The following is an 18,106-nucleotide window of genomic DNA, read 5'->3' on the forward strand; positions in this document are numbered from 1 at the left end:
AACGAGGACTATTCACTGGATCGAACTATCACGGAGAACCTCGTTCTCATCCAACACTATTGCTTTCCGAACGGTAGTTCGAAAAATTACCAGACGGCTTGCGATTACATTGTGGTTAGTGACTTTCGAACATCCCAGAAAACGTGATATATCGGGGTTTTCAATATACGTCCGAGTTCAATGTACGATCTGACTGGATTTCAGCGTGACTTGCTGTACGTCATCGCAGGACTGGACGAACCACACGGGCTCGCGATCAAAGACGAGCTCGAAAAGTACTACGAGAGCGAGGTAAACCACGGACGCCTGTATCCGAACCTCGACACGCTCGTCGAGAAGGGGATGGTCGAGAAGGGACAGCGCGACCGGCGAACGAACTTCTACGCCCTGACCAGTCGCGGCAAGCGCGAGCTCAACGCCCGCCAGGACTGGGAGTCCCAGTACGTCACCGCGTAGCTCGGCCCACGAATCCGCGTCGGCGTGTCGAAGTCACCGACAGCCGTCCGAATACTCGCCACCGCCCGTCCCAGCGTCGCAGTCCTCGACGGCACACGCTTATACGACAACCAGACGAACGCCCAGTCATGCCACTGGACGTAGAACCGCCGGCACCGCCCGAACTCGACACCGCCGTCGACGCCAGCGACTACGACGACGTCGACGTGGACACGAACGAGTACCGGCGCGAAGAACTGGAGACGTTCTTGCAGGACGGTGCCTGGGAGCAGGCGTTCACGGAGTGGGCCGAGACGACCGACCTCGACGAGACGGCGTTCGAGATCGTCAGCGAACTGGATCTCGTCGAGCAGTTCGACTTCTTCTGGGACGACTTCGCACAGCGGGTGGGGTACCACGCCCCGGGACTGCCCGAGGACTGGCGAGAACGATCGCTGCACCCGGATCTGAACTCCTGGGACACCGTCTCGGGGATCAACGCCGGCATGGCCGAGCTGGGACGGACGGTCAGCGAGACGCTCAAAGCCGATTACGTCGACTGGCAGACCGACCCGGACCTGCCGGACGACCTGCCGGAGTTCGGCGACGAGTGACGCCGCGGCCGTTCACTCGGCCAGCGGACTGTAATTGCCGTTGATGTCCCACTCGTGGAGACAGAAGGGATTGCCGGCCTCCTTTTGCTCGCCGTCGACCACGATCTGCCACGAGTCGGTCTCGTCGTCCCAGACGTCGTGACGACCGCAGCGTTCGCACGTCCGCTCCGAGGGCGGGACGAGTTTCGTCATACCGCGACAGTGGTGCCAGAGAATAATGAGCGTGCCGGTCCCGTCCGGCGGCTCCGCGTCAGTTGCCGCTCTCGGTCGCGGTGTCGGTCTCCTGTTCGGGCGTCGCCGTCGGGGTCGATGTCGTCGTCTCGTCGGTCGTCTCTGAGCCGTCGGTCCCGTCGGTCGTCTCGGAGTTGCCGGTGTCGCTGGTCGTGTTCGTTCCGTCGGTCTCGTTCTCGGACGGCGAGAGATCGATCTCCGAGCTGTTCATCTCGACTTCGGCCGGCTCCTCGTCGACGCCAAGCACCTGTCCCTCCGAGACGTCGGTCGTTCCGCTCCACTGGGTGAGCGTGCGGTTGTCGACGCTACCGGCACGGAACTGGTAGCTGCTGTTGGCTCTGACCGAGACGTTCGTGTAGCCGTTGTCCGGTCCGAACTCGTCGTACCCAGTCGTCGAGTACGGGACGGTCATCGTGAACGTCCCGTCGTCGCTCGTTCGGGTCTGTTGGGTGTAGGTGAACGTCTCGTCGGAGGCGGGGTTGTACATCTCGACGCTCGCCTGCACGGTCGCGTTCTCGGGACCGGTTCCCTCGACGGTCGCGCCGGGAACGCGCTCGAAGACCTTCAACCACTGCGGGGCCGTGTCGTGGAAGACCTGCTGTTCGATCCCCTCCGGCAGACACGCGATCTGTCCCGGGCCGGACTCTGCGACCCGGAGTGTCACGTCAGAGGTACACTCCGCGGTACTGTTGACACGCTGATAGCCCAGTCCAGAGGCCGCGGCGGACTGTAGCAGACCGCGGTTGTACTGACCGCTCGCCGTCGCGGACTGCTCGCTGGTGCCGACGAGTCGGTAGTGTTCCATCGCGGGGACGCGTTCGGACGGGAGCGCACCGATCCCGCCGACGCTCGACGTGGAGTCGTTGGCCGTGTACGCGCGTGCTTCTTCGAGCGTCTGGGTCTGGAAGATCGCCCGCTGGCCGTCGACCTGTGCGACCTGTCGGCCCTGTAGCGTGCTCGGTTCCCAGTCGACGCCGATCGGTCGTGGCTCGACGGCACTGCCGTGGTAGCGGTAGAGACGCACCACAGTGCTGTTGTAGTAGGCCTGTCGCTGGTGGACGAAAGACGGGCCCCGGAGCGACTGTGCGCGACTGGAGTAGACCGGACTGTAGTAGTCCTGCTGGCTGACCTCCGACACGTCGTAGAAGTTCGGCGGCGCGAAGAACTTCCCGCCGACGTTGCCGTTGGTCTCGGCCATCTTCCAGTCGACGGCGACGTAGCGGGTCTCGGCCTCGGAGCTGTTCTCGCTCACCGTGTCGAGCGCGTCGTTGGCCTGGGTCTCGTTGGGGGCCAGCAGGAAGTTCGCGGCCTCGGTGGCACCCTGCTGGAACGGGTTGGCGGTCGGAATCCGCTGGCCCTGGGCGGTTATCCAGTGGCCGTAGTCCCACCACGAGAGGACGCCGTACTGACCGTCTTCGTAGTCGAAGTCGCCGACGTTGGGGAAGGTCCCGTAGTGGTCGAGTTCGTTCGAGGCACCGCCGAAGGTCCCCTCGGCGGGCGTGTGGTTCTGCATCCAGTCGAGTCCGTCGCTCCAGCCCTCGATACCCTGACCGGGGCTGTCGTATCGGTCGATGTCTGTCGGGGACGCGACCGCGACCATCGGTGCGACGACGAGGACGGCGATCGCGGCGACGGTGAGGACCTGGTACGTCTCGACGTTGATCCCGTCGCCGTCGACGATCGAACGGTCGCCGTCAGCGAGGTATCGGAGCACGGCACCGACCGCGTAGGCCGTCAGTCCGCCGATCGGCACTGCGAGGTAGTAGGCGAACCGCGCCTGCGTGATCGTGGCGGCCGTGACGAACGCCGCCCAGACCACGACGAGGAGCTGCTGGGGCTCGACCTTCGAGCCGATCAGGTTCCGAACGACGACGAGGGCCCCGGCAGCGAGTGCGATGAACGTCGCGAAGCCGTGCATCTGGAACAGTGCGATCGCCGGCCGGCGCATCGGCGTGATCTCGCCGATCGTCCCGGCCGTCGCGGACGGCCCGATACCGAGGACGCCGCCGAAGATCCGGACCAGGTTCCGGGCGAACAGATCGTAGATGCCCGGGGTCGCGAGCTGTGCGAAGACGACACCGAGGACGAGGATACTCAGGATCGTCAGCGGATAGAACACCGTGTCGATGTCGCGGTCGTCCCAGAAGCGTGCCAGCCAGGCCATGAACACGCAGCCGGCGGCGACGCCGAACGCGAGCGTCGGGTGTAGCAGCGAGAAGACGCCGACCCTGAACTCGGCGGCGGTGATCGGGATGAACATCAGGACCCCGGTCACGCCCAGTGCGACGGCACCGGCGATCGCCGTGTGCTCCGGGCTCTCGCCGCGGACGAACTCGATCGTCAGCTGGAAGAGCAGGTAGACGCCGACGATGCCCAGCAGGAGGACGCCGAAGGGCCAGACCCACAGGTACAGCGTGATCGCGACGCCCGCGAGCGCGCTCCAGACGAGCGTGCTCCGGAGCCCGTCGAAGTCCCTGTCGAGAAACTGCTCGTAGACCGGGCGGTCCCGGCGGGCGACCGTCACGGCGACCATCATACCGAGGACGCCCAGCGTCTGGAAGAGCACCTCCGCGATGTGGTGGTCCGAGAAACCGACCATGCTCCGCTGGAGGATCGAGCCCGCAGAGAGCGCGAACACGGCCAGTGCGACGACACCGCCTGCGCGGCCGCCGAGGCGACGGCCGATGACGTACGTGGGGATCCCCGTCAGCACCGCGAACACCGCCGGTGCGAACAGCACGACGAGTCGGATCGTGTTGTCGCTTGGCGATCCGAGCCCGACGATCAGTGCGACGGTCGCGAGCAACTGGTCGAACAGGGTGCCGAACTGACCCACGTCGGTCCCGTGGGGGAAGTACGTCCAGGGGTCGAACGGCATCGTCTGTGGCCAGTTGCGGACGGTGTAGGCCGTCGAGCGGTAGTGATACCAGGCGTCGTTCCCGTTGAACAGCACTTCACCGTCGACGATGTAGTTGTTCCACGGTCGGACACGATTCCACAGTGTGAACCCGAGGAGGAGGGCGCCGAAAGCGAGGTGGTAGTACTGCTGCACCAAGTCGACGGCCCGCTCGAGTTCATCGCTGTCTTCGAGGCGGCCCCGCCATTGACTCATTAGCCGAACGAATTGCCATCGCGCGCATAAGCCTTGTCATATGGGTGCGGCAGGGCGGTTGTCGTCGCCGTTCAGGCCGCTAGTAATGAAAACGCCTATGCGACGAGGCGGGGCAGAACTCTGCATGCGCGTCTCGGTCGTGATCTGTCTGCACACGATGGACCGCTTCGATCACTTCGTCGAGGCGGTCGAGAGCGTGTTCGCTGGGACGTACGACGACGTGGAACTCGTGTTGGTCTCGGACGGGAGCGACGCGGTCTGTGGGGCCATCGAGGACCGCTTCGGCGACCGAGCGGACGTACAGATCGTCTGCAACGAGGAGAACCGCGGGCTCGCAGTCAGTCGAAACCGCGGCCTCGACGCCGCCAGCGGGGACGTAGTCGCGTTTACCGACGACGACGTGATCGCCGACGAGCGGTGGCTCGAAGCGCTGGTCTCGGTGTACGAGGAGCGCGACGTGCCGGCGGTCGGGGGGCGACTCGTCCCGGAGTGGGTCGCCGACGAGCCCGACTATCTGCCCGCCGAGTTCTACTGGCTGATCGGCGTGATGCCACCGACGTTCGGACCGGCCGACGACGCCTCGGTCGGCGGCGAGGTACGCAACACCTACGGCGGGAACATGTCGTTCCTGCGGTCGGTCCTCGAAGACCTCGGCGGCTTCGAGCCCGAGATCGGCGGTCGGACCGGCGACAAGAACCTCCAGGGCGAAGAGACGGAGCTCTGTGCGCGACTCCAGACCGAGTACGGCCGCGGGATGTACTACACGCCCGACGCGATCGTCGCCCACAAGATCTTCGACTACCGGACGGAGCTCGGGTGGCTCCTCGATCGGGCATTCTGGCAGGGCTACTCCAAACGCGGGCTCGAAGTGCTCGTGCCGGAGACCGACGGCACGGAGTCGGACTACCTCGCCACGTTGCTGTTCGTCGCGACGCCGCGGCGGCTCCGCGGCCTCCTCACGGAGCCGTCGCTCGCGGCCGTCGTCCAGCTCGCGATGCTGTTCGTGTTCACGGGCGTCGTAGGGCTGGGCTATCTCTACGGGGCGGTGAAGTGGTGACCATGTCCGAGGACGGCCTCCCCGGCGTCTGTGTCGTCACCCACCCGCTCGCGTCGGCCGGCGAGAACGCTACCCGGAGCTTGCTGGAGATCCTCGCCGCGGTGACGACGGTGTCGCTCGTCACTGCTGACCTGCCGGCCGACTCCGAGATCCGAGACCGCCACGAGCTGATCGAGCTCACGGAGCGAGGAGCCGGCCAGTCGAACGTCGCCGTCGCGGCCGCCCGATTCCTCCTGAACCAGCTCCGGATGTGCCGGGCGCTCGTCGGCAGAGACGAGGCGGTGGTGCTGTTCTACGGGGCGACCGCGTACCTCGCGCCGATCCTGTTCGCACGACTGCTGGGCAAGCGCGTCCTCGTCGAGCCACGCGGCGACGTGCCCCTGACGCTCCGATTACACTGGGAACAGTCGCTGCCGGCCGTCCTCGCGCGGACGCTCGCGGGACTGGTCCGGGCGCTGGAACGGTCGGGCTTCGCGGCCGCAGACGGCGTCGTCACGTACACGCCAGCGATGGCGGCCCAGCTCGGGCTCGACCCACAGCGCCAGCGCGTCTATCCCAACGGCGCACGGTTCGTCCACACCGACCGGTTCGACGTGGAGACGCCCCACGCAGAGCGCGAGCGAGTGGTGGGCTTTCTCGGCCGCCTCGACGAGGAGAAGGGGATCAGAACGCTCGCGAGCGTCGCACGGTCGCTCCCGCCAGAGTACACGTTCCGGTTCGTCGGTGACGGCGGACTGCGCCCCTGGCTCGAACGGGAGCTCGCCGAGGAGATCGCCGACGGGCGCGTCGAGGTGACCGGGTGGGTCGACCACGACGACGTGCCCCGACAGCTGAACGACCTCGAACTGCTGGTGTTGCCGTCGGACCCGACCGAGGGGCTCCCGACGACGATCCTCGAAGCGCTCGCCTGCGGAACGCCGGTGTACGCGACGCCGGTCTCCGGCGTGCCGGACGTGGTTCGGGACGGCGAGACCGGCTTCCACATCGCGGATCGCGACCCTGCGACGCTGCGTGACGGGATCGAGTCGATTCTCCGTCGCGACGACCTCGACGAGATCAGCGCCCGCGGACGGACGCTGATCGAGGACGAGTACAGCTTCGCGGCGGCCTGCGAGCGGTACCGGGGGATCCTCAGAGCGGTCGTCGACGATCGAGCAGACCGGGCGTAAGCGCCCGTCGAGACGGGGCCAGTCCGGGACAGATCGACCCATCCGAAAGGTACTTTGGACGCGTCGGAGTGGGTCCGACAATGACTGCCCCTAACGTCCTCCTGGTGATACTGGACAGCGTCAGAGCCAGAAACACCGGTCTGCACGGGTACGGGGACCGGACGACGCCGTTTCTCGACTCGTTCGCCGGCGAGGCCGAGTGGTACCGGCAGGCACGGGCCCCGAGCATCCACAGCGTCGCCAGCCACGCAAGCCTCTTTAGCGGGCTCCACGTGGACCAGCACGGCGTCACGAAACACGAGTCGCAGCTGGATCCCGACGCCACTGTCTGGTCAGACCTGTCCGAACGGGGCTACGAGACCGGTCTGTTCACGCCCAACGTCGTCGTCACGGAGTCGTCGAACCTCGCGGAGCCGTTCGACACTGTCGACGGCCCGCGGCGGGATCCGAAACACCGTTACTTCGAGGACGCCCTCTCGCCGACGGACGTGGAGGGCCACCAGACGAACGTCGAGTACCTGCGGCGGTGTGTCGCCAGCGGCAAACCGCTCCGATCGGCGTTCAACGGCCTGTACTTCATCTCCAGCAACAAGGACGCGTACGATCCAGAGCAGGAGGCGGGCACCGAATACGTCGAGAGCTTCCTGCAATGGTCGGACGAGCGAGACGGCCCGTGGGCTGCCTGTCTGAACTTCATGGACGCCCACTTCCCGTACGAACCCGTTCGGGAATTCCGGTCGGCGGGGACGGAGGAACTGCTGGACGTACACGATTCGCTGTCGTCGCCGATCTCGAAAGACGTCGCCGCGTCCGGGGAGTGGTGGAAGCTCCGAGCGATCGAAGCCCTCTACGACGACTGTATCCGGCAGGCCGACGACGCCGTGGCGACGCTGGTCGACGCGCTGCGAGAGCGCGGTGTTCTCGACGACACGCTCCTGGTCGTCACCAGCGACCACGGCGACGGCTTCGGCGAGTGGAGCCGCGTCGACCCGCGGGTCCGTGCCGCCTACCACAGCTGGAGCGTCCACGAGGTGCTGACCCACGTGCCGCTCCTCGTGCGCCGTCCGGGCGGAGAGGACGGCGGAGCGAACGACTCGCTCGCCAGTCTCACCCGCTTCCCGGCCGTCGTCGAAGCGACGCTCGACGGCGAGACGGAGAGTTTCGCCGTCGACGACCGCGCGTTCGCCTCGACCCACCGGCTCGAACGGCCGACGGTCATGCTACCGGACGCCTGCGAGGATCCCGAGCGGTACGCCGGACCGTGGCGGGCGGTCTACGAGCAGGACGACGACGGCGTGTACAAGTACGGGACCCACGATTCGGCGTCGGCGACGATACGCGTCAGAGACGCACAGGTGTCCTACCGCGTCGCCGACGACGACGGCGGTGTCGTCGCGCAGTCGTACGGCGAGCTGGAAGGGGCCGACGTGAGCGACGGCGAGTCGGACTCGCTGGAGGACTCCGTCGAAGACCAGCTAGAGAGTCTCGGCTACATCCGGTAGACCGCGACGGGATTCCGGGTCAGAGCCCGATCGCGGGCGCGTTCTCGCGGACGACCGTCCTGAACTCTCCGGAGAGCGCCCAGAGAAGGGCGAAGTACGCCAGCGCGCCCACCACGACCAGCAGCGCTGCCGTCGCGGTGGGATCGACCAGCGGGAAGACCGGTCGTGCGACCCGTTCGACGGTCGCGACGACGACGCCCATCCCGGCGGCGGCGACCACCTGCGTCCCGATCCGTTTGACCGGGAGCGAGACCGAGACGTGGCTCCGCAGGACGAAGTAGCCGACGACGAAGCTCAGGACGACCGACGTCGCGGTCGCGACCGCCGCTCCGCGGATACGGTACTGCCAGATCAGCGCGAAGTTGAGGACGACGTTGGACACGACGAGGACGGCGTTGACCTTGAACGCCTCGCCGGGCCGGTCGATGCCGCTGAGTGCGTTGACGATCTGGCTCTGGTAGCCGTAGACGAGGACGGCGACGATGAGTAGCCACAGCACCTCGGTCCCCTTGAGGAACTCCGAGCCGTAGATCTGCAAGAGGCGATCGCTCAACAGGACCCCGCCGACCAGCCCCGGAATCGTGAACAGGCCCGCGTAGGCGAACGAGTCCTCGACCAGCGACGACACCCGCTCGAAGCTGTCCTCGGCCGAGAGCTTGCTCAGCTCCGGGAACAGCGCCGAGCTGATAGCGTTGCTGAAGATGATGAGGAAGTTCGCGAGGCTCCACGTGATCGCGTAGACGCCCACGAGCTCGTCGGAGACGAAGACACCGAGGACCAGTACGTCTGCCTGGTTGAACGTCTTGCCCCGGATGCGCCCGAGCCAGGCGTACCTCGCGTACTCGTAGAGGCTCTCGAAGTGTGCCCGCGTCGGCAGTCGGTACGGACGGCCGACGAAGTACAGCCCGACGACGACGACGACGAGGCTCCCGGCCGCGTAGCCGTAGACGAGCGCGGCCAGCCCGAACGACAGCAGGATACCGCCGACCTGCAGAGCGGTCCGGACGATCTGTCGGACCGGCCGCAGCGACGACGCGACGTGGACCAGATGGACGCCGTTCAGCATCGAGTCGACGTACGAACTCGCCACGCCGACGAGCAGCAAGACCGCGACGAACTCGACCCGACGGATGTCGAACAACTGCTCGACCAGCCCCTCGCCGAGGAAGAGGAGGACGACGATCGAGCCCGTCAGCGCGGCCATACAGAGCCCGCCAGCGACCTTGTAGGCACCCCGATCCTCGCCTTCGCTCAGCCGTTTGGCGATCGCGCTCTCGAAGCCCAGCGTCCCGGCGAGGGCCAGCCACGCGACGATCGAGAGCAACAGGTAGTACCGACCCAGCACGTCCGCGCCCAGCAGCCGGGCGAACACGATGGTCCCGACGAACCCCGCGCCAGAAGCGAGAAACTTGGAGACGAACGTGACGAACGAGGTCTGGCCGATGCGCATCCCTATCGAGTCGAACGTCGGCAAGCAGTGGTTTATATTGGACGGTTCGGCGACCGTCGGTCGGGGTCCGAACCGTTCCACGGCGGTGCCCCGCCGGCCGACCACCGTGGTCTATATCCGTGGCCGGAATATCCCCTCGGACATGGCGCGCGTCCTCATCGCCCCGGCGGACACCAGTCTCTCGAATCTGCGGTACGGCAAGAGCTACAACGTGTTGAACAACATGACCGCAGACGACGTGTGGATCGACGCGCTGGTCGGGAAAGAGGAGACGACGGTCGAAGCCGAGAACGTCACCGTTCGGGAGCTGGGGACGCAAAACAGACTGCAGTACTACGGCCGGTCGTTCCGGACGGCCGCCCGCGAGATCCGGGCCGGATCTGTCGACATCTACCACCACATGAACCTGAGCTACCGGTGGTTCAACCCCGTGTTGCTCGCCGGGATCGCCGCCGACACACCGACCGTCCTCGGCCCGTGCCAGACCGGGCACGCGATCATGGCCGAAGAGTTCAACAACATGCTCTCACAGGCGATCGGCTACGAGCTCCCGCTGCCGGTCAGTAACGCGGTCTACTACCCGATGAACGCCGTCCGCGACGTGACGATCGACCCCGCCCGGATGTCGCTGTTCCGGCGGACCCTCGAAGCCGCCGACCGGATCACCGTCGTCCACGAGGAGGCGCGCGAAGCGTACGCGCGATACGTGGACGAGTCGAAGATCGACGTGATCCCCCTCGGCGTCGACGTGGAGCTGTTCGAGTTCACGGAGCGCCAGGACACGGAGACGCTGGTCGCGATCGGACGACTGGAACGGCGAAAAGGGTACGACGTACTCCTCGACGCGCTCGCGACCGTCGTCGAAGCCGTCCCGAACGTCCATCTCGACGTGTTCGGCGAGGGGCCCGAAGAGCAGGCGCTTCGCGAACAGGCGGCCCGCCTCGGCGTCGCGGACAACGTCACCTTCCACGGGTACGTCGACCAGTCGGTGGTTCGGGACCACCTCGCGCGGGCCAGAGCGTTCGTCCACCCGTCGCGTTCCGAGAGCTTCTCGCTGGTCCGACTGGAAGCGATGGCGGTCGGCTGTCCGGTCGTCGTCACCGACACCTCCGGCGCACACGAGATGGTCCGAGACGGTAACGAGGGGTTCGTCGTCCCGACGGAGGCGGCCGAGCCGATCGCCGACGCGCTGCTGGAACTGCTCTCTGACTTCGAGCTGGCGCGGGCGATGGGAGCGCGCGCTCGCGAACGCGTCGAACGGAAGTACGACTGGCGAGCGATCGGACAGCAGTACGTCGACCTGTACAGATCGCTCCTGTAGCACGGCGACGCCGGTCGGAATACTGCCGGCTGTCACTGTTTCACGATATTCGCGAGATGGGGTCGCGAAATTCGTCACAGACGGACAGTCGGTAGTAAAACCCGACCGCTTAAATGGAACTGCCGACACCTTCCGGTACTCGACCGGGCGACCGGCGTCGCCCACCGAGGCCGTGACGACCACGGGAGATCCAGTGATGAACGTCGCAATAACTGTCAAGGAGTTTCCCCCCGACATCATCGGCGGGACCGAGACCCAGACGCGCCGAATGGCCCGCGCGCTCTCCGGGGCCGGACACGACGTGACCGTCTACACGAAGGCCTACGGCCGCGAGACGGAGGTCGACGAGCCCTACGAGATCGTCCGGGTCCCCAACTGCCGGCGGTCGTCGTTTCTGAGTACGCTGACGTACCTGCTCGCACTGACTGCGTTGCTCGTCCGGGACCGGAACGAGATCGACGTGTTGCAGTGCATGATGATCTACCCCAACGGCTTCGTCGGGACGGTCGTCCACTATCTGACGGGAGTCCCCTACTTCGCGTGGATCCGGGGCGGGGACTACTACTTCATGAAGGACAATCCGGTCAAGCGGTGGCTGATACGGACCGTGCTGTGGGACACGACCGTCCTGGTCCAGTCGGAGGCGGTGAGAGCGGACGTGACCGCGGAGTTCGATCCGACGGACGTTCGCGTCCTCGGCAACGGCGTCGACGTGCCGGCGGGGACGGCGTCTGGCGACGAGATCGTGTTCGTCGGGCGGCTGGAAGAACAGAAGGGCGTGGCCGTCCTGCTCCGCGCACTGGCCGGGACTGAGGCGGCCTCCGCAGTCACCGTCGTCGGGGACGGCTCCCGGCGATCGGAGCTGGAGGCGCTGGCCGACGAGCTGGGCGTCGACGCGACGTTCGTCGGCGAGGTCGCCCCCGAGGCCGTCGGGGAGTATCTGGAGCGTGGCAGGCTCTTCGTGTTGCCGTCGGTCCGCGGCGAAGGGCTCCCCAACGCCGTGCTGGAGGCGATGGCGGCCGGTCTCCCGGTCGTCGCCACGGATACCGGCGGCGTCGCAGACGCGATCGTGGACGGAGAGACGGGCTACGTCGTCGATCCGGGCGACGAGCAACGGCTGCGTGACCGTATCGAGACGATCTACGCCGACGAGCAGCGAGCCCGCGAGATGGGCGAGCGGGCCCGCGAGTACGTGATCGAGACCTACTCGTGGGACGCGATCGTCGGACGCCTCGAAGCGCTGTACGCGGAGTGTACCGACCGCTGAAAATCGCCACACGGACGAGAGTCCGGACGAGACAGATCGATCGTTCCGGCCGCGGACGGCGACCGACGCCGCCGAGTCCGTCGAGGGGCGGCTGAAGGCGCTGGGCTACGCAGAGTGAAGCTGTGGCTGTCAGTTGGCGCGTCGACTCGCCACCGGGACACGGGGGCCGTGTGACGGCGCTGCTATACGCTTAAGTGACAGCCGGCAGTACGTCCACGTGACCATGGAGATCACCTGGCACGGCCACTCGACGTTCCACGTAACGGTCGACAACACGGCACTCCTCGTCGATCCGTTCTTCGACAATCCGAAGACGGACCTGGAGCCCGGAGCGGTCGACGCCGACTACGTCCTGTTGACCCACGGTCACATGGACCACATCGCAGACGTCGGCGCGTTCCCCGACGCGACCGTGGTCGGACTGCCAGAGGTCGTCGGCTACTGTGCGGACAACTACGGCGTCTCGGAGACGATCGGCGCGAACCTCGGAGGGACCGTCGAACTCGGCGACGCGTTCGTCACCCTCCACCGCGCCGACCACACGAACGGCATGGAGACCACCTACGAGTCGACCGGCGGTGGGATGCCGGCCGGCTTCGTCATCTCCGACACCAAGCCGACGCAGGTGTCAGACGCCGAATCGTCGACGTTCTACCACGCCGGTGACACGGGACTGATGACCGAGATGCGAGAGGTGATCGGTCCGTATCTGGAGCCCGACGTGGCCGCGGTCCCCATCGGCGATCACTTCACGATGGGGCCGATGCAGGCCGCGATCGCCGTCGATTGGCTAGACGTGGACGTGGCGTTGCCGATGCACTACGACACCTTCCCGCCGATCGAAGTCGATCCCGAGGAGTTCCGGCGTGAAGTTACTGCCACCGGGAGCTCCACAGAGGTGCGGATTCTGGCCGGCGACGAGTCGATCACCGTCGCCGAGTGACGACGCTACACTCGACTTTCCGACGCTCGCCGCGACAGACCGCGGACGTGGCGTCTCATACGGACGGTTGTAGGCGTTTACCCAGTCGACCGCACGACGGCGTGCGGTCGATCTGGTAAAGACCTACAACTTTCCGTATCAGTCGTCCGACGAGAGCGAGATGCCGGTCTGTTCGGCCAGCGGCTCGACGACGGCAGCCATGTCTCGGTCGCCGAGGCCGGCCGCTCGGGCACCGCTGAACAGTTCGCGGGCCGCTGCGGTGAGTTGCATCGGGACGCGGGCGTCGCCCGCCGCGTCCAGCGCCAGGTCCAGGTCCTTGAACTGGTAGTCGACGGGGAACCGCGAGTCGTAGTCGTCCGTTCGGATCTGCTGGCCCTTCGCCGAGAACAGCGGCGAGTCGAGCGCGCCGTTCTCGACGACTTCGAGCATGTCCTCGATTTCGAGTGCCTGGTTCGCGCCGAAGGTCAGCGCCTCGGCGAGCGCGCCCATGGCGGTACCCAACAGGAGATTGACGAACAGCTTCATGCTGGTTCCCTGCCCGACCCCGCCACACCGGACGACGGGGTCACACATGGCCGATAGCACCGGCTCGACGTCGTCGATCACGTCGCCGTCGCCGCCGGCGAGTCCGACGAGCGTCCCCTCGCGGGCCGGGCCGACCGTCCCCGAGACGGGGCAGTCGAGAAAGCGGCCACCGTGCTCGCGGACGGCCTCGGCCGCCGCCAGCGTCTCGTCGCGACCGATCGTGCTCATCTGGACGACCGTCGTCGTCTCGTCTAGCCCCGCCAGGATACCGAAGTCCCGTTCGAGGACCTCGCCGACGGCCGTGCCGTCGGTGACGATCAGACAGACCACGTCGACGCGCTCGGTGAGGTGTTTCGGCGAGTCGGCGACGCTGACGCCCGCCTCGGCGAAGGGGCGCTCTCGCTCGGTCGTCCGGTTGTACACGGTGAGGTCGAACCCCGCGTCGTCGAGGTTCCAGGCCATCGGCGCACCCATCGCACCGAGGCCGACGAAACCGACAGATCGTGCCATGTCACCGGGTTCGGTCGCCGGGGACTTCAAAACAGGGCCGGGAAAGAGTTTTGAGCCCCGCGCGAGCATGTCAACTCGAATGATGGACCAGAGCCACGACCGGCAGCTGCGGGCGGAGCTGTATCTACGGGGGGACACCTACGGGACCTACGACGCCCAGCGGGACGTGTTACAGCGGGTCCACGAACTCGAAACCGAGAACGTGATCGACGAGTCGAGCGTCGCCGACGAGTGGCAGCGCATCCGGACCCTGAACGAGGATCGCCGCGACGGCGCACTTGCCACCTACGACGAGTTCGCGGCCTGGGCACAGCGAAACGACTACGCGCTAGAGCCCGCGTTCGAACGACGGGCGCGGTCCTACGTCGGCCTCAGTCGGGTCGACGACGTCGTCGTCTTCCCGGTCGTCTCGCTGGCGATCTACGAGCGCGACCGGCTCCAGGCGGTCTTTCCGTGCTCGGACGGCGAGCGAAACTACCGCGTCCAGGACTGCCTGGACGCGTTCGAACGCGGCGACGAGCGGTGGCTCACGCAGTTCGACACGGTGACCGTCGACCGCACCGCGCCGCGGCTCGAACCGGGACTGGACGCCTGATCTACAGGAGCTACTGATACGGATGGTTGTAGGCGTTTACCCAGTCGACCGCACGACGGCGTGCGGTCGATCTGGTAAAGACCTACAACTTTCCGTATGAGAGACGCACTCGCACGACGACAGTACGAGCGCCGCCGTGCTTATTGGAACCGATAGCCAAAGCTACGTATGGACGAGCCACCGCTGCATCCCCGCGTCGAGACCGTGGCCGAGGACATCGAGACCATGGAGACCCGCGGGGCGGCGACGATCGCCGACGCGGCGGCGTCGGCACTGGTCACACAGGCAGCGGAGAGCCGGGCCGAGACGCCGGCAGCGTTTCGCGGGGAGATCAGAGCGGCGGCACGCACCCTGCTGGACACGCGGCCGACCGCCGTGAGCCTGCCCAACGCCTTGCGGTACGTGCTCCAGCGGATGGACGGCGAGAGCGTCGCCGCGCTGCGAGCGTCCGTCGAGCGGGCCGGGTCGTCGTTTCGCGACCAGCTCGACCGTGCCCAGGACGACCTCGGCGAGATCGGCGCGAACCGGCTGCGAGACGGCGATCGAGTGATGACACACTGCCACTCGACGGACGCCGTCGCCTGCATCGAGCACGCGGTCCAGCAGGGCAAAGCCATCAGCGCGGTCGTCAAGGAGACGCGACCGCGCAAGCAGGGCCACATCACGGCGCGGGAACTCCGAGAGCTCGGGGTCCCGGTGACCCTGATCGTCGACAGCGCCGCCCGCCGCTCTCTGGGCGACGTGGACCACGTCCTCGTGGGGGCCGACGCGATCGCCGCCGACGGCAGCGTCGTCAACAAGATCGGCACGTCCGGGCTGGCGGTCAACGCTCGCGAGCGCGGCACGCCGGTGATGGTCGCCGCCCAGACGATCAAGCTCCACCCGGACACGATGACCGGCCACACCGTCGACATCGAGATGCGCGACGAGTCGGAGGTGATCGCTCCCGAAGACCGCGCGGAGATCGGCGAGATCACGGTCGAGAATCCCGCCTTCGACGTGACGCCACCTCGCCACGTCGACGCCATCGTCACCGAGCGCGGCCAGTTCCCGCCCGAGAGCGTCGTCACGCTGATGCGCGAACTGTTCGGCGAAGGGACCCGAGAGCCGTGGGCGGAGCCGACGACGAGGGAAGCCGAACGCCGACCCGAGGACGAGTCGTAGGCGACTGGAGTCCGGCGCTGGCTCTCGGATGGACATCCAGGTCAAGGGGTCGCGCCTACCGAAGAGTCACAGAACGGCCCCGACCCTCACCGTCTCGATTCGGTCGGTGTACGGTCGGTACAGGTGAAGCACGTCTCATTCAGTATAGACGATATATTTAACCCCGTATTGTTCGATTAGACGGTTAATGACGGACTGGGAGCGTGTGAGACAGGAACTCGAAGAAGCGGGCTATTCTGGATTCGAGTTCGATAGCGGCGATACGGCTGTGTCGGGGCTGTCCGGTGAGTGGGTATCCGGTAAAATCCCACGCGAGGGAGGATTGAAACACGAGAATCAAACACTTTGGATGCGAATTCTCGACACGTTATCATGGAACGGTGGTACCGTGGATGCTGCTCCAGAAAACGCCCCCGAAAGCATACGCAATATCGCCACTGAACACGGGTTGGAAGTCGTGATATTCACCGTCTCTGCCGAGGAGGTGCGAATCGCACTTTGTGACCCCTCAAAACATGATCTGTAACGGTGTGTTCGCACATGCACGGTTCAGCTATTCCACAGCCACTGGGGTAGAAAGCAACTATCATATAGGATTTCCGACGACATACCGAATTATCGACGTGCTATCGTCTCGCGTCTCTTTTTGACGGCGTTCAAATCATGTGTAGGAGTATTTGCAGCGATGTCAGTGCGACCGCTACAGCGAGAGCGAGGATGATGATGGATATCCCGACACTATATTCGCTGAACGGCGGATTCCGTCTCGACTGAAATAGCACGACAAGTCCGGTAACGAGGATGAGTACGTCGACGCCGACTTCGAGTCCCGATGCGGTGCCCTCGACGAAAACTCCGTTGATCGCTCTCAGTGCGCCTGTCAGGGTAAAGAGAACGCCGATCAGTTTGGAGGGTGAAACGTTCACAACGAACCACTCGTGTCCGGGCGAAATAATCTCTTGTCATCTGAACAGCCACTCTCTCGAATTGCAGACATGCGACTGTCCTGCGCCCGGTGAGAGACAGACAGCGACGCCACGCGGATAGTTTGGTGGTGGCCGTCGCCGGTGGGTGATATCCGCACTTCGAACTGGCGACCTGTCACGCGGACTGACGGCCGGCGATGTGCGCGGTCGCGGGGGCCGCCAGCGCGGGATCGTTCCCCCGAGGTACTTATTCACGCCCGACGGACAGTGGCGTAATGGCGCGCGTGCTCTGTGCCGGCCACGTCAACTGGGACGTAACGCTGCAGGTCGATCGGCTTCCGGGCCCGGACGGCGAGGCCCAGATCGTCGACCAGTGCCAGTCCGGCGGCGGGAGCGCGTCGAACGTCGCGGTCCTGCTGGCGGGCCTGGACGTGGAGACGACGCTGCTGGGCAGCGTCGGTGCCGACGAACACGGCTGGCTGGCGGCGCGCGAACTCGATCGGGCGGGCGTCGAGACGGTGCTGGTCGAGGCCGACGACGCGACCGCGGTGAAGTACCTCGTCGTCGACGAGGGCGGCGAGGTGATGGTGCTGGGCAACGACGGCGCGAACGAGGCGTTCACGGCCGACGACCTCGAACCGGGGACCCTCGACACGACCGATCGGCTCCACCTGACGAGCCAGCGGCCGGCGACCGCCGTCGCGCTCGCCCGGCGGGCGACCGAAGCGGGCTGTCCAGTGAGCTTCGATCCGGGCCGACGGCTCGACGAGCGCGACTACGAGCCTGTGCTCGCCGCGGTCGATCTGGTCTTTCTGAATCAGCGCGAGGCCGACATCGCCGCCGAGGCCGGGCTGCTGTCCGGCGTCGATCGCGTCGTGGTCAAGCACGGCGCGGGCGGGGCCGAGGTTCGGACCGACGGCGAGACGATCAGTCACCCCGGATTCGCCGTCGATCCGGTCGACACGACTGGTGCCGGCGACGCGTTCGCGGCGGGGTTTCTCGCCGCTAGCCAGTCCGGTAGCGACGAGTACGCGCTGGCGGTGGGCAACGCCTGTGGCGCACTGGCAGCGAGAACCACCGGGGCGCGACTCCACGCGGAGTGGCGCGACGTCGAGGCGCTGCTCGACATCGGGCCGGGAGAGTGATACTGCCGGCTGTAACTTCGTTCAGATATTCGCCACCCTGGGGTGGCGAAATCCGTGACAGATTTACAGCCGGTATAGTAACAATTGAAACGATTTACACACCGATCGCACTGCAGTCGTGCGATCGGGTGTGCATTGAT

Annotated in this window: 17 protein-coding genes; 12 read left to right on the top strand and 5 right to left on the bottom strand. The window is 66.1% G+C overall.

Features of this window, described 5'->3' with window-relative positions:
- Nucleotides 1-180 precede the first annotated feature (180 nt).
- Nucleotides 181-456: a PadR family transcriptional regulator gene (locus HMUK_RS13325; RefSeq protein ID WP_015763696.1), complete on the top strand. Its 276-nt coding sequence runs from the start codon at nucleotides 181-183 to the stop codon at nucleotides 454-456.
- Between the two features lie 128 nt (nucleotides 457-584).
- Nucleotides 585-1,049 carry a hypothetical protein gene (locus tag HMUK_RS13330; RefSeq protein WP_015763697.1) on the top strand — a complete coding sequence of 155 codons (465 nt, stop codon included), beginning with the start codon at nucleotides 585-587 and terminating at the stop codon, nucleotides 1,047-1,049.
- A 12-nt stretch (nucleotides 1,050-1,061) separates the two neighbouring features.
- Here HMUK_RS13330 and HMUK_RS13335 read toward each other — a convergent pair whose 3' ends face one another.
- Both HMUK_RS13335 and HMUK_RS13340 read right to left on the bottom strand, forming a co-directional pair.
- A complete protein-coding gene (locus HMUK_RS13335) occupies nucleotides 1,062-1,241 on the bottom strand; it encodes an HEWD family protein (RefSeq protein WP_015763698.1) in 180 nt (59 codons plus the stop codon).
- Nucleotides 1,242-1,299: 58 nt separating this feature from the next.
- Nucleotides 1,300-4,392, bottom strand: a complete 3,093-nt coding sequence (locus tag HMUK_RS13340; protein WP_015763699.1) for an oligosaccharyl transferase, archaeosortase A system-associated — start codon at nucleotides 4,390-4,392, stop codon at nucleotides 1,300-1,302.
- A 124-nt stretch (nucleotides 4,393-4,516) separates the two neighbouring features.
- Here HMUK_RS13340 and aglG point away from each other — a divergent pair, with 124 nt between their 5' ends.
- The 3 genes from aglG (at nucleotide 4,517) to HMUK_RS13355 (ending at nucleotide 8,120) form a co-directional block, all read left to right on the top strand.
- Nucleotides 4,517-5,449: a glucosyl-dolichyl phosphate glucuronosyltransferase gene (gene aglG, locus HMUK_RS13345; protein ID WP_015763700.1), complete on the top strand. Its 933-nt coding sequence runs from the start codon at nucleotides 4,517-4,519 to the stop codon at nucleotides 5,447-5,449.
- Nucleotides 5,450-5,451: 2 nt separating this feature from the next.
- A complete protein-coding gene (locus HMUK_RS13350; RefSeq protein WP_015763701.1) occupies nucleotides 5,452-6,618 on the top strand; it encodes a glycosyltransferase family 4 protein in 1,167 nt (388 codons plus the stop codon).
- Between the two features lie 80 nt (nucleotides 6,619-6,698).
- Complete coding sequence (locus HMUK_RS13355; protein WP_015763702.1) at nucleotides 6,699-8,120, top strand: sulfatase-like hydrolase/transferase; 1,422 nt, start codon at nucleotides 6,699-6,701, stop codon at nucleotides 8,118-8,120.
- A gap of 19 nt (nucleotides 8,121-8,139) precedes the next feature.
- Here the strand turns inward: HMUK_RS13355 and HMUK_RS13360 are convergent, their stop codons facing one another.
- A complete protein-coding gene (locus HMUK_RS13360; protein ID WP_015763703.1) occupies nucleotides 8,140-9,570 on the bottom strand; it encodes an oligosaccharide flippase family protein in 1,431 nt (476 codons plus the stop codon).
- Between the two features lie 142 nt (nucleotides 9,571-9,712).
- Here HMUK_RS13360 and HMUK_RS13365 point away from each other — a divergent pair, with 142 nt between their 5' ends.
- The 3 genes from HMUK_RS13365 (at nucleotide 9,713) to HMUK_RS13375 (ending at nucleotide 13,101) form a co-directional block, all read left to right on the top strand.
- Nucleotides 9,713-10,891 (top strand): glycosyltransferase, encoded by a 1,179-nt coding sequence (locus HMUK_RS13365; RefSeq protein WP_015763704.1) that lies wholly within the window; start codon nucleotides 9,713-9,715, stop codon nucleotides 10,889-10,891.
- Nucleotides 10,892-11,087: 196 nt separating this feature from the next.
- Nucleotides 11,088-12,158: a glycosyltransferase family 4 protein gene (locus HMUK_RS13370; protein WP_015763705.1), complete on the top strand. Its 1,071-nt coding sequence runs from the start codon at nucleotides 11,088-11,090 to the stop codon at nucleotides 12,156-12,158.
- Between the two features lie 223 nt (nucleotides 12,159-12,381).
- Nucleotides 12,382-13,101 (top strand): metal-dependent hydrolase, encoded by a 720-nt coding sequence (locus HMUK_RS13375; RefSeq protein WP_015763706.1) that lies wholly within the window; start codon nucleotides 12,382-12,384, stop codon nucleotides 13,099-13,101.
- Between the two features lie 138 nt (nucleotides 13,102-13,239).
- On the opposite strand, the gene HMUK_RS13380 is transcribed toward HMUK_RS13375, so the two are convergent.
- Nucleotides 13,240-14,136: an NAD(P)-dependent oxidoreductase gene (locus HMUK_RS13380; protein WP_015763707.1), complete on the bottom strand. Its 897-nt coding sequence runs from the start codon at nucleotides 14,134-14,136 to the stop codon at nucleotides 13,240-13,242.
- Between the two features lie 82 nt (nucleotides 14,137-14,218).
- On the opposite strand from HMUK_RS13380, the gene HMUK_RS13385 reads away from it, so the two are divergent.
- The 3 genes from HMUK_RS13385 (at nucleotide 14,219) to HMUK_RS16820 (ending at nucleotide 16,421) form a co-directional block, all read left to right on the top strand.
- Nucleotides 14,219-14,731: an HTH domain-containing protein gene (locus tag HMUK_RS13385; RefSeq protein ID WP_049940899.1), complete on the top strand. Its 513-nt coding sequence runs from the start codon at nucleotides 14,219-14,221 to the stop codon at nucleotides 14,729-14,731.
- Between the two features lie 168 nt (nucleotides 14,732-14,899).
- Nucleotides 14,900-15,895: a ribose 1,5-bisphosphate isomerase gene (locus tag HMUK_RS13390; RefSeq protein WP_015763709.1), complete on the top strand. Its 996-nt coding sequence runs from the start codon at nucleotides 14,900-14,902 to the stop codon at nucleotides 15,893-15,895.
- Nucleotides 15,896-16,082: 187 nt separating this feature from the next.
- Entirely contained in the window at nucleotides 16,083-16,421 is a 339-nt protein-coding gene (locus HMUK_RS16820; RefSeq protein WP_015763710.1) for a hypothetical protein, read from the top strand.
- Nucleotides 16,422-16,551: 130 nt separating this feature from the next.
- Here the strand turns inward: HMUK_RS16820 and HMUK_RS13395 are convergent, their stop codons facing one another.
- Nucleotides 16,552-16,821, bottom strand: a complete 270-nt coding sequence (locus HMUK_RS13395) for a hypothetical protein (RefSeq protein WP_049940843.1) — start codon at nucleotides 16,819-16,821, stop codon at nucleotides 16,552-16,554.
- Nucleotides 16,822-17,096: 275 nt separating this feature from the next.
- Between HMUK_RS13395 and HMUK_RS13400 the strand changes: the two genes are divergently transcribed.
- The gene (locus HMUK_RS13400) at nucleotides 17,097-17,966 is read left to right on the top strand and encodes a carbohydrate kinase family protein (protein ID WP_015763711.1); all 870 of its coding nucleotides are present in this window, start codon (nucleotides 17,097-17,099) and stop codon (nucleotides 17,964-17,966) included.
- Nucleotides 17,967-18,106 lie beyond the last annotated feature (140 nt).

Origin of the sequence: Halomicrobium mukohataei DSM 12286 (genome assembly GCF_000023965.1) — an archaeon.
In the GTDB taxonomy this organism is placed as follows: domain Archaea; phylum Halobacteriota; class Halobacteria; order Halobacteriales; family Haloarculaceae; genus Halomicrobium; species Halomicrobium mukohataei.